General features: G+C 37.0%; 11 protein-coding genes and 1 pseudogene. 10 read left to right on the top strand and 2 right to left on the bottom strand.

Annotated features, from left to right (window positions below; all coding sequences use genetic code 11):
- Positions 1-94: 94 nt before the first annotated feature.
- From J4051_RS05475 to J4051_RS05440, 8 genes are all read left to right on the top strand, one after another.
- Positions 95-643 (top strand): porin family protein, encoded by a 549-nt coding sequence (locus J4051_RS05475; protein ID WP_208232857.1) that lies wholly within the window; start codon positions 95-97, stop codon positions 641-643.
- 204 nt (positions 644-847) lie between these two features.
- Complete coding sequence (locus tag J4051_RS05470) at positions 848-1,378, top strand: porin family protein (protein ID WP_208232856.1); 531 nt, start codon at positions 848-850, stop codon at positions 1,376-1,378.
- A gap of 177 nt (positions 1,379-1,555) precedes the next feature.
- Entirely contained in the window at positions 1,556-2,068 is a 513-nt protein-coding gene (locus tag J4051_RS05465) for an outer membrane beta-barrel protein (protein ID WP_208232855.1), read from the top strand.
- 165 nt (positions 2,069-2,233) lie between these two features.
- Positions 2,234-2,764 (top strand): outer membrane beta-barrel protein, encoded by a 531-nt coding sequence (locus tag J4051_RS05460; RefSeq protein WP_208232854.1) that lies wholly within the window; start codon positions 2,234-2,236, stop codon positions 2,762-2,764.
- Positions 2,765-2,941: 177 nt separating this feature from the next.
- Positions 2,942-3,550: a porin family protein gene (locus tag J4051_RS05455; protein WP_208232853.1), complete on the top strand. Its 609-nt coding sequence runs from the start codon at positions 2,942-2,944 to the stop codon at positions 3,548-3,550.
- A gap of 171 nt (positions 3,551-3,721) precedes the next feature.
- Positions 3,722-4,333 (top strand): outer membrane beta-barrel protein, encoded by a 612-nt coding sequence (locus J4051_RS05450; RefSeq protein WP_208232852.1) that lies wholly within the window; start codon positions 3,722-3,724, stop codon positions 4,331-4,333.
- Between the two features lie 85 nt (positions 4,334-4,418).
- Complete coding sequence (gene aroQ / locus J4051_RS05445; RefSeq protein ID WP_208232851.1) at positions 4,419-4,847, top strand: type II 3-dehydroquinate dehydratase; 429 nt, start codon at positions 4,419-4,421, stop codon at positions 4,845-4,847.
- A complete protein-coding gene (locus J4051_RS05440) occupies positions 4,844-5,332 on the top strand; it encodes a PorT family protein (protein WP_208232850.1) in 489 nt (162 codons plus the stop codon). The genes aroQ and J4051_RS05440 overlap by 4 nt, the downstream gene beginning before the upstream one ends.
- Before the next feature lie 95 nt (positions 5,333-5,427).
- Here the strand turns inward: J4051_RS05440 and lpdA are convergent, their stop codons facing one another.
- Both lpdA and msrB read right to left on the bottom strand, forming a co-directional pair.
- Entirely contained in the window at positions 5,428-6,804 is a 1,377-nt protein-coding gene (gene lpdA / locus J4051_RS05435) for a dihydrolipoyl dehydrogenase (RefSeq protein ID WP_208232849.1), read from the bottom strand.
- Between the two features lie 361 nt (positions 6,805-7,165).
- Positions 7,166-7,657, bottom strand: a complete 492-nt coding sequence (gene msrB, locus J4051_RS05430; RefSeq protein WP_208232848.1) for a peptide-methionine (R)-S-oxide reductase MsrB — start codon at positions 7,655-7,657, stop codon at positions 7,166-7,168.
- A 183-nt stretch (positions 7,658-7,840) separates the two neighbouring features.
- Here msrB and glgB point away from each other — a divergent pair.
- Together glgB and J4051_RS05420 are read left to right on the top strand one after the other, a co-directional pair.
- Positions 7,841-9,742, top strand: a pseudogene (gene glgB, locus J4051_RS05425) (1,4-alpha-glucan branching protein GlgB); the annotation flags it as partial.
- A gap of 433 nt (positions 9,743-10,175) precedes the next feature.
- On the top strand, positions 10,176-12,581 hold the full coding sequence (locus J4051_RS05420; RefSeq protein WP_208232846.1) for a glycoside hydrolase family 31 protein: 2,406 nt from the start codon (positions 10,176-10,178) through the stop codon (positions 12,579-12,581).
- The last annotated feature ends 100 nt before the right edge of the window (positions 12,582-12,681 follow it).

The following is a 12,681-nucleotide window of genomic DNA, read 5'->3' as shown; positions in this document are numbered from 1 at the left end:
AGCACTAAAGAAGCTAATAAGTCCGTCGGGAAGGATGGATATTTGACGATAATCAAAAAGTGTCAATATTATTAATCTAAAAAATAGATAACAAATGAAAAAATTAATGTTAATGGCTGCGGTGGCAGTTTTTGGATTCAACTTTAGCAATGCTCAAGAGGTTTCTTTTGGGTTAAAGGCTGGTGTTAACTTAGCAACTTTTACAGGGGATGATTCCGCAGATGCAAAAGGGATGACCTCTTATCATGTTGGTGGCGTTGTCAATATTGGAGTTACAGACAAATTTTCCATACAACCGGAAGTGATATACTCTGCGCAGGGAACTGATTCTAATTTGGGCGATTTTAGATTGGATTATATCAATGTTCCCGTGCTTGCCAAGTTTAGGGTAGTCAACGGATTGAGCATTGAGGCCGGACCGCAGATTGGATTTTTGACTTCATCCAAATTAGAAAATGAGGATATTAAGGACTTGGTAAAGAAAACCGATTTCAGTGCGCTTCTAGGTTTGGGTTATATGTTGGACGGCGGTTTGAATTTTGCCGCACGCTATAATTTTGGATTATCAAATATTTCTGATAACGAGCTTGACGTGGACCTCAAAAATGGCGTTTTTCAACTGTCAATAGGGTATATGTTTTAGAAATAATAGAACAACTGAAATCTATCTTGACGGAATCCATGGCTAATAACCCTGGAAATTGTTTATAAGTTAATCTGTAAACGTCTTAAAAACAGCGATTAAGATATTTTATGTTAATAAAATTGTTAACAACTCATGCTTGTGTAATCTTTATTTAAAATAAAAGCACGTAGTTTGTAATAATCAATTTTAAAACTTAAAATTATGAAAAAATTATTTTTATTGGCTGCGGTTGCAGTTTTTGGAATGGCTCAAGTCAATGCACAAGAAACTCGCTTCGGAGTAAAAGCGGGCGTTGATTTTGCCTCAAACAAGGTTAAGTTTGCGGAAAGTAGTGACTTTATAGGTGGTAGTACCACGTACTCAGAAACGGGTTTTTATGCTGGTGTATTTGCTGAAGTTGGAATTTCAGAAAAATTTGCATTTCAACCGGAAGTGCTTTTTGTAGCTATCAATGAATTGAACCAAATTTCAGTTCCATTGATGGCAAAGTTCATGGTGTCTGATCAATTTAATATTTTGGCAGGTCCTGCATTAGGTATTCTACTAGATACCGGTGAGGGAATTAATTCTTTCAATTACGGAATTGAGGCTGGTGCAGCTTATGATATTACAGAAGAATTTTTTGTTGAAGCGAGATACAATATTGGAATAGCTAATTTATTTAAAGATGCTCCGAGTGGGTATTCTAATAGGTTAAGTGGTTTTTTTGTAGGAGCGGGCTACAGGTTCTAATCAAATCATAAAATGCTTAAGAAAAAGAGTCGTCTAAAAAGAAATTTTTAGACGATTTTTTTTATTAATATTAAAACGGTTGAAATCATCAATAAAAGAAATCAAATTAATTTTTTTATGATGAATATTGAATTATTTTAGCGCCCTCAAATTTATCTAAACTTAAAATTTTAAAAAATGAAAAAACTTATGTTAATGGCTGCTTTTGCAGCTTTCGGATTGGCTAATGTTAATGCTCAATCCCAATTTGGAGTTATGGCAGGGTATGCCAATATCTCCGAAAAAGCTTCTTACGATGGCGTATCTGCATCACAAGCAGAATCTGGATTTTTTGTTGGGGTTGTCGGTGACTTTACTGTTTCTGAAAAATTCCATATCCAACCAGAAGTACTCTATGCAAATGTCTCGGAATCCAATTTCTTGTACATTCCAGTTTTGGTTAAATATATGGTGTCAGAAGAATTTGGAATTTTAGCTGGACCTCAAGCCAATTTAATTTTAGAAGATATGCCAAATGGTGTTAATTCATTAGGTGTGGACCTTACCTTTGGTGGGAATTATAAGATTACTCAAAATTTCTTTTTAGAAGCAAGATATGGATTTGAATTGACCAATAGAGTCAATGATAGTTCGCTTGGTGTCAAAGGTAGATTCAATACATTACATGTAGGTGTAGGATATATGTTCTAAACCAAATCATAAAATGTTTAAGAAAAATCCGAAGCTTAGTCTTCGGTTTTTTTATGATTGAAATAAATAATAGTATCACGAAAAGACAACATATTAGTTTTCTTAATGTTGAATTTTGAATTATTTTCGTCCTCCCAAATTAATCTAAACTTAAAATTTTAAAAAATGAAAAAACTTATTGTATTGGCTGCTTTTGTAGTTTTTGGATTGGCCAACATTCATGCCCAATCCCAATCCCAATTCGGATTTATGGCAGGGTATACCAATATCTCCGCTAAGATAACAGCTGAAAGAAGTTCCGTTTCTGGTGATGAATCAGGTTTCTTTGTTGGCGGTGTTGCTGATTTTGGAATCTCGGAAAAATTTCATGTGCAACCTGAAATTTTATATGCCAAAGCAAACGAAGCCAGTTTCCTATACATTCCAATTTTGGCTAAATTTATGGTATCTGATGAATTCGGAATTATAGCTGGACCTCAGGGTAATCTTAGTTTGGAAGAAAAAACTAAAGGTGTTAATTCATTTGGTATCGACCTGACTTTTGGGGCCAATTATAAAATAACCCAGAACTTCTTTTTGGAAGCAAGATATGGTTTTGAGGTGACCAATAGAATAAGCAACAGTAGCGAATTTGAAAGCTCAGGTGTTAAAGGAAAAGTCAATACATTGCAAGTAGGGTTGGGTTATATGTTCTAAACCAGATCATAAAATGTTTAAGAAAAATCCGAAGCATAGCCTTCGGTTTTTTTATGTTCTAAACTCAGGAATATAAAGAAATGTTAAAAAAAACTGATCGCCGTTAAACTCTGTTAATCTTGAAAAACGTAAGGGGATGGCTACTTATCTTTGAAGTTAAATTTAAAAACAAATCTTATGAAAAATTTATTTTTAGTTACAATGATAGGGCTTTTTAGCGCCACAACCATTTATGCACAATCAGATGACTCTACCATTCAATTTGGTGTAAAAGGAGGGGTTAATCTTGCGACGATTACCGGAGATGACGTTGGTGATCTCGATTCAAGAACAAGTTTTCATCTGGGATTGTTTACGGAAATTCCATTAAGTGAGCGTTTTTCGTTTCAACCTGAAGTGTTGTATTCAAGTCAAGGCTTTTCAATAAGTGATCAGGCAGACTATAAGTTGGATTATATCCAAGTTCCTTTAATGGCTAAAGTTTATATCGTCAAAGGCTTGTATGCAGAGGCAGGACCACAGTTTGGTTTTAAGGCTAAAGAAAAAGTTGACTACGAATCGGGTTCTACCGGAGGAGAAATCGAGTTCGATCCTGATGATTCCGTAATAAAAAACTTTGATACTAATTTAGCTTTAGGCGCTGGCTACAAATTTGACAATGGAGTGTCACTGTCTGCGAGGTATAATCTTGGTTTGACAAGTATGATTAAGGATGATGCCCCATTTATTTCAGATAGAGATATTAAAAACTCTGTTTGGCAATTTGGAGTTGGATTCTCATTTTAAGGACAACTCAATCACAATCAATAATATAGAAACCGAAGTCAAAAGCTTCGGTTTTTTATACGCCTAAAATAGATGAAAACCTTAGTAAATACAGGGTCTTTAATTTTTTTTGAAATAACCTTAGGCGTATTTTCGCGCTCTCAAATTTAATAAGAACTTAAAATTAACAAAATGAAAAAATTAATGTTTATGGCTGCATTTGCAGTTTTCGGATTATCAAATGTGAATGCACAAGAAATTGAAACTACTTATGGTTTTGAGGAAGGTGACATAATGCTTGAAGGTGGTCTTGGTTTTAACAGTACAAATAACAAAAATACGGACACGAAAACTAGTGGATTCTCTATTAGTCCTAAAGTCGGATATTTTATAACTGAAGATTTTGCCGTTGGAGTAGAGGGCGCCTTTAGCTCTTCCACAAGAGAAGTAGCAGGAACTGATACTAACGATAATAAATCCTTTGGAGCTGGCGTTTTTGCCCGTTATTACTTCCTGGATTTAGGTAAACGATTTAAAACCTATACAGAATTAGGATTAGGTTATGTGTCCAGTAAAGATAAAATCAACGATATTAAAGCCGATGGTTTTGGCGCAGGTCTTAATTTAGGAATCAATTATTTCGTCACTGAGAAGATTGCTATCTCATTTGGCCTTGCTGATGTATTGTCTTATTCTTCGGCTAAAGTAGATGGTGGTAAAGCCGTGTCTGGTTTTAACGGAAACATCAACGTGTTTAATAACTTCTTTGACACAGCACAATTTGGATTGTTGTTTAAGCTTTAAGTTTAAACCACATTATCTTATCTTTTAAAAACCACCAAAATACTTGGTGGTTTTTTTATGTCTTTATTTTTAATACTTTTATCTTATGAAAAAAATCATCATCATCAATGGCCCAAATTTGAACTTATTGGGCTCGAGAGAACCGGATGTTTACGGAAGTCTCACCTTAGTTGAGTTTTTAGATGCCATAAAATCAAAATATCCCAAGCTTGAAATCGACCACTTTCAATCGAATATTGAAGGCGAACTGATTTCTAAAATTCAAGAGATGGGTTTTAGTTATGATGGCATCATCTTGAATGCTGCTGCCTATACACATACTTCTGTGGGCATTGGAGATGCCGTAAGGGCGATCAAAACACCAGTTGTTGAAGTTCACATTTCAAACACTTTTGCCCGCGAAGATTTTAGACACCAATCCTTTATTGCACCACATACCAAAGGTGTAATCGTTGGTTTTGGATTGCAGAGTTACGAATTGGCCATCCAGAGTTTTTTAAATGATGAGATATGAATTTTAACCGACGTATTTTAGTCCTACTTTTTATAGGCTTTTCCTTAGTTGTCAATGCCCAGGATCTTGAGAATAGATTTGGTATAAAAGGCGGATTGAACAAGACGTTTTTCACTGTGGATCAAAAGGATTTAGGTTTTTACTCAACCTCTGAAACCGGGTATTATGGTGGGGTCTTTGTGGAAATTCCAATTGATCACTTTTTGACCATTCAACCTGAGGTACTCTATATATCGGTGGGCGATTTCAATTTTCTGAATGTCCCTATCTATGCGAAATATGAAGTGGCCAATAGATTGCACTTAATGGCCGGACCCAGTGTGAATTATTTCTTCGATTTTTTTACAAATAAACTGAAGATTGGTGCCGATATCAGTTCAAGTTATGACATTACGCAGTCGTTGGATGCCCACGTCAAATTTGCTTTAGGTTTTGACGAATTAGCTCCAAATGGCTTGTTTTTTGGATTGGGACTTAAACTTTAAGTAAAATTCCAATAAAAAAAGCGATTCAAATTTTGAATCGCTTTTTAATTTTATGAGTATCAGTTCCTCCCCTTCGGGGAGGTTAGGAGGGGATCTTACAAGTGAATCACTTCCCCATAAGCCGCAGCAACAGCTTCCATGACCGCTTCACTCATCGTTGGATGCGGATGTACAGTTTTCAAAACCTCATGTCCTGTAGTTTCCAATTTACGTCCTAGAACCGCTTCAGCAATCATATCAGTTACACCAGCACCAATCATGTGACAGCCCAACCATTCGCCGTATTTGGCGTCAAAAATTACTTTTACAAAACCTTCCGTAGCACCAGACGCACTCGCTTTACCTGATGCAGAGAATGGAAATTTACCAACTTTTATATCGTAACCTTTTTCTTTAGCTTGTTTTTCAGTCATTCCGACACTTGCAATTTCAGGAGTAGCATAAGTACATCCAGGAATATTTCCGTAATCTAAAGGCTCGACATTCTGACCTGCAATTTTTTCCACACATAAAATGCCTTCTGCGGAAGCAACGTGGGCCAAAGCCTGTCCTTCAACAACGTCACCAATGGCATAGTATCCTGGGATGTTGGTTTGGTAGTAATTGTTGACTAAAATCTTATCCCTGCCAACTGCAATGCCTACATCTTCCAAACCAATGTTTTCAATGTTCGATTTGATTCCAACCGCAGAAAGAAGTATGTCTGCTTCAATCGTTTCTTCGCCTTTTGCTGTTTTCACAGTGGCCACAACACCTTTTCCAGAAGTATCTACTTTGGTCACTTCAGAAGACGTCATGATTTTAATGCCACTTTTCTTGAATGATTTTTCCAATTGTTTCGAAACTTCTTCATCTTCAACCGGAACAACATTTGGTAAAAATTCGACAATGGTCACATCCGTGCCCATAGAATTGTAGAAATAAGCAAACTCTACGCCAATAGCGCCAGAACCTACTACAATCATCTTTTTAGGCTGCTCTTTTAAGACCATGGCTTCTCTGTAGCCGATCACTTTCTTGCCATCCTGCTTTAAGCTTGGCAATTCTCTTGATCGTGCTCCTGTAGCAATGATGATATGGTCAGCACTATATTCCTTTCCGTCAACGTCAACTTTCTTTCCCGGTTTAAGTTTCCCAAAACCTTCAATGACATCAATTTTATTTTTCTTTAGCAAAAACTGAACACCTTTGCTCATGCCTCCTGCCACATCGCGACTGCGTTTTACAACGGCGGTAAAGTCTTTGTCGGCTTCCTTTACAGAAAGACCATAATTTTCAGCATGTTTAAGATATTCGAAAACTTCGGCCGATTTTAGCAAGGCTTTAGTTGGGATACAACCCCAATTTAAACAAACGCCACCAAGACTTTCTTTTTCAATAATTGCAGTTTTGAAACCTAATTGTGATGCTCTAATAGCAGTTACGTAGCCACCAGGACCACTTCCAAGAACAATGATATCGTATTTACTCATGAGAATTTTTTAATCGTGATTAGAAGCTACGAAGTTACAAAAAGTAAATTTCAAATCGCAAATTACCAAATCCAAATATGGGAATAGTTATTAAGAATTGTTTGTAAATGGTCTTTGTTGCGAGGGCATAGGCTGTAAGGTTGAATATTGAAGTCCTAAATAGTAGAAGTGATTTGGGTTATGTGTTCCCTAAAACCTGTCGTAACTACTAGAAATTATGGACACAAAAACTCTTGACTGTGATTTGATTATATATCGTCAAGAAAATGTCGTCTCCCTTGGTGTTTTATTGAATTATAAATCCCAAATCCCAATTGACATTAACAACCAGTTGGAGTTTGGAATTTAAAATATTGAAATTTTACTTATTGGAGGGAACAAATTCCAAAGCTGCTCCATTGATACAATGACGTTTCCCCGTGGTTTTTCTTGGGCCATCATCAAATACATGACCTAAATGGCCACCACAGGTGGCACAGTGCTCTTCGTTACGCATATAGCCCAATTTTTTATCGGTAGAAAAGGCGACATTGCCTTCAATAACGCGATCAAAACTTGGCCAGCCAGTCCCTGAATCAAATTTGTGCTCACTTTTATACAATGGGGTTTTGCACGCCGCGCAAACATAGGTTCCAACCTCGTGATTATCATTCAACGGACTGGAGAATGCCCGTTCGGTACCTGCCTGTCTGAGGACGTGATATTGTTCTGCGGTGAGTTTGGCCTTCCATTCGGCATCAGTTTTTGAAACTTTAAATTCTTTTGTTTTTTGGGTAGCCTTATCTTTCTTTTGGGCAGAGCTGTTGCAACTAAAAACAAGGCTCAATAAAAGTATTAACGGTAGTGTTTTCATAAGGATCTATTTGTGGATTTAAAATTAAGTCGAAAGGTATTCTGTTTCCTTTCTTCATGGAGCGTTAAGATAATCATAAGGATTTAAATACGTATTTCATGTTAGTTTGTCTACGTAATTTTAGTACTTTAGGATTTTAATTTGAAATAGTTTAACACTTTTTAACCCTTATAAGCTTTAAATATGGCAAAAGTAACGCCTTGTAGTCGTTTTACCGATTTTGATATCAATCTGTTTTTAGCTGGAAAGCATTTTAGGCTTTACGAAAAGTTTGGGTCGCACATCATGGAAGTTGATGGTGTTAAAGGCACCTATTTTGCGGTTTGGGCGCCGAGTGCTAAAAAAGTTTCTGTGGTCGGCGATTTCAATAAATGGAATGAAAATGAACATGAGCTCAATGTCAGATGGGATAAAAGTGGTGTTTGGGAAGGCTTTATTCCTAAAGTGGGGCAAGGTAATATCTACAAATATAAAATCACGAGCCATCATAACAATATAAAAACAGAAAAGGCAGATCCTTATGCGCGTCGTGCAGAACATCCGCCACAAACGGCATCCATTATTTGGGAAGACGATTATAAATGGAAAGATGAGGATTGGATGTCCAAACGTAAAAAGAACAATGCCTTAGATGCGCCATACTCTGTTTACGAAGTCCATTTAAGTTCTTGGAAACGCCATGAAACTGAAGACCGATTTATGTCTTACGTCGAGCTGGCTGATGACCTTGTTGCTTACGTTAAAAAAATGAAGTTCACGCACGTAGAGCTGATGCCCATTATGGAGTTTCCGTATGACCCAAGTTGGGGCTATCAGATTACTGGTTACTTTGCGCCAACATCGCGTTTTGGTTATCCCGAGGAATTCAAGTTTTTGGTCGATACGCTTCATAAGAATAATATAGGCGTTCTCTTAGATTGGGTACCATCGCATTTTCCTGAAGACGCACACGGACTCGGATACTTTGACGGTTCTTGTCTGTACGAACATCCAGATAGACGTAAAGGCTATCACCATGATTGGAAAAGTTTGATCTTTAATTATGGACGCAACGAAGTCAAATCGTTTTTGATCAGTAATGCTCTTTTTTGGTTGGATCAATATCATGCTGACGGATTGCGTGTGGATGCCGTGGCTTCCATGCTATATTTGGATTATTCGAGAAATGAAGGCGAATGGGAGCCGAATATGTACGGCGGAAGAGAGAATTTAGACGCTGTGGCATTTATAAAAGAGATGAACGAGGCCGTGTACTCCAATTATCCCGATGTACAGAATATTGCCGAAGAATCAACAGCATTCCCAATGGTATCCCGACCTACATTTTCAGGTGGACTAGGGTTTGGTATGAAATGGATGATGGGATGGATGCACGATTCGCTCGAATATTTTGGCAAACCACCTATCTACCGTCAATACCATCAAAATGACTTGACTTTTTCAATGACTTATGCGTTTTCTGAAAACTTCATGCTGCCCTTAAGCCACGATGAAGTCGTTTACGGCAAGCGCTCTATTTTAGGACGTATGCCTGGCGATGAATGGCAACGCTTCGCCAATTTAAGATTATTGTACAGTTATATGTTTACACATCCTGGAGGCAAATTGCTTTTTATGGGCTGTGAATTTGGACAGGTCAACGAATGGAACTTTAGATCAAGTTTAGATTGGCATTTGTTAGATTCTAAATTTCATCAAGGAATTCAAAACCTGATCATCGATTTAAACGGTTTATATCAATCGGAACCTGCTATGCACGAGCAACAATTTTCGGGCGAAGGCTTTGAATGGATTGCTTATGATGACCATAAAAATTCAGTTTTGGTATATATACGGAAAGGGAATGACTCGAAAAATGATATTATAGTCGCCTGTAACATGACACCAACACCCATGGTCAAATACGGCATTGGAGTGCCTAAAAAAGGCAAACTTCAAGAGGTTTTTAACAGCGACGATAAAATTTATAATGGTACAGGCGATTTTAAGAATAAAACCATTACGACTAAGAAAGCCGAATTGCACAATCGGGACCATTCAGCAGAAATCATCATTCCACCATTGGGAATGGTCGCTTTTAAATATATTAAGCCGAAAAAGTCATCTAAAAAGACATCGGATAAATCGATTGTAAAAGAAAAAGCGAAACCCGTAAAAAAGACAACTAAAAAAGTAGTAAAGACAAAACCTGCGCAGAAGGATTCAGCTAAGAAAATCGACTCGAAAGAATCTGATACTGTTAAGGATAAAACGAAAAAGGCAGAAAAGGTAGAAAAGGAAGTCAAGATCAAATCTTCCAAGAAACCAGCCAAAACATCACCAGAGTATACACCGACCAAAACGACTTCAAAAAAGACCCGATCTAAGTTAAATCCTAAGAAAACTGACAAAAAGAAATAATTGTCAGTCCAATTTCATTAATTAATCAACTCGCAATCGTTGTAGTTAACAAGTACTATCAACTTAAATTTTATATTTGAAAACTTATGTGTTTTTTTGTGAGTTTTAATACCAAATTATGATTGTAAATACTGAATTAGAGCAAAAGGGAAATATATTCCCATCAAAGATAATAGCCTATAAAAAGGATGTAGACACACTTTACTTTACTACAGATAATGATGTAGTTCTTGAAATGACCATTGTAAGAGATAGTGTTCTTCGTTTTAGATATACGACTACGGGCACCTTTGAAAAGGACTTTTCTTATGCTATTACAAAATATGCCAGCAAAGGCTATAATCTTTTAGAAATTGAAGAAGAGGCAGAGTCTTATAAGATAACCACTTCCAAACTCATTTGCCATATCAAGAAGGAGAACTTACAAGTTCTCATTTTTGATGCCAAAGACCATAAGCTTATCAATGAAGACGAATTGGGTTTCCATTGGGAAGAAAGCTATGAGTACGGCGGTAATATTGTCAAAATGAGTAAGACGTCACATGATGGCGAGAGCTATTATGGATTGGGTGACAAACCCGTTGAACTCAATTTAAAAGGCAAACGCTTTGAGAACTGGGTGACGGATAGTTATGCCTTCGGAAAAGGTACTGACCCTATCTATAAAGCCATTCCGTTTTATACCGGATTGAAGGATAAAAAGGCCTATGGAATTTTCTTCGACAATACCTTTAGAACTTATTTTGATTTTTCTCAAGAAAGACGAAATGTTACAAGTTTTTGGGCGCAAGGCGGTGAAATGAACTATTATTTCATCTATGGTCCTCAAATGGAAGATGTCGTAGCCAATTATACAGATTTAACTGGAAAGCCTCATCAATTGCCACCGTTATGGGCATTGGGTTTCCACCAATGTAAATGGAGCTATTATCCAGAATCTACGGTTAAAGAAGTCACATCAAAGTTCAGGGAATTAAAGATTCCTTGTGATGCCATTTATTTGGACATCGATTATATGGATGGCTTTAGATGTTTTACTTGGGATAAAAATCATTTCCCAGATCCAAAACGTATGGTCAAGGAATTGGCGGATGATGGTTTTAAAACGGTCGTCATCATTGACCCAGGAATTAAAGTAGATAAAGACTATTGGGTATTTAAGGAAGCATTGGACAATGATTACTTCTGTAAACGTGCCGATGGTCCGTATATGAAAGGTAAAGTGTGGCCTGGAGAATGTTATTTCCCAGATTTCACACACAGGAAAGTCCGCGAATGGTGGTCAGATTTATTCAGGGATTTGGTGGAAAACATTGGTGTTAGAGGCGTTTGGAATGATATGAACGAACCTGCAGTAATGGAAGTACCCAATAAGACCTTCCCAGACGATGTAAGACATGAATATGATGGTAACCGTTGTAGCCACAGAAAAGCGCATAATGTTTATGGCATGCAGATGGCAAGAGCAACCTACCAAGGTGTGAAGAAATTTGCCTATCCAAAACGTCCATTTGTGATTACGCGTGCTGCATATTCAGGCACACAACGCTATTGTTCGACATGGACGGGCGATAACGTCGCTACATGGGAGCATTTATGGATTGCCAATATACAGGCACAACGTATGGCCATGTCAGGATTCTCTTTTGCCGGCAGTGATATTGGCGGATTTGCAGAACAGCCAAGTGGTGAATTATTTACCAGATGGATTCAACTTGGAATTTTCCATCCGTTTTTCAGGGTGCATTCTTCAGGCGATCATGGAAATCAAGAACCTTGGACTTTTGATGAGGATGTCACCGATATTGTCCGTAAATGGATTGAATTACGTTATCAGTTATTACCTTATTTATACACTTCTTTTTGGAAATATGTCGAGGAAGGTATTCCAATGCTAAAATCTTTAGTATTATTTGATCAAGAGGATGTACATACACATTACAGATCTGATGAGTTTATTTTTGGCGACCATATCTTGGTATGTCCAATATTAGAGCCGAATGCTCGTGGCAGACGCATGTTTATTCCTCGTGGTGACTGGTTTAACTTTTGGACGGATCAAATTGTTTCAGGTGGAAAAGAAATGTGGGTAGATGCTGATATTGAAACCATCCCGGTTTTTGTAAAGGCTGGAGCCATTATTCCAAAATACCCAGTGCAGCAATATGTTGGTGAGATAGACATTGATGAAGTAACGCTTGATGTTTATTTTAAAAACGGAAAGGAATCTTCCACTTTATTTGATGATGCCCATGACGGTTATGATTACAAAAAGGGCCGATATAGCTTAAGAACGTTTAAATTGACCGGAAAATCCGATGAGCTCATTATCCAACAACATAAAGAAGGAAAGTATGATGCAGGTTACCAGAGATTTAAAATCAACTTACATGGACTTCCATTTACCATCACGAAGGTGCAGATTGATAATGAAGAGATACCTTTAAGTGAGCTTAAAATTAATGGAGATAATTCAATGATAATCGATAAAGGTTTCTCCGAATTACATATTTTCGGGAAGTAGAATTTCATTGATTTCACAAAAACAAAAACTATTTCTTTTTGAGTCAATCAATAAGGGAATGGTTTTTGTATTTTTATGCAGAATTAATTTTAATAAGAGA

The sequence above is a fragment of the Gelidibacter pelagius genome (assembly GCF_017581925.1).
Taxonomy (GTDB): domain Bacteria; phylum Bacteroidota; class Bacteroidia; order Flavobacteriales; family Flavobacteriaceae; genus Gelidibacter; species Gelidibacter pelagius.
The sequence above is the reverse complement of the archived record's forward strand: the minus strand, read 5'-3'. Positions and strand labels throughout refer to the sequence as shown.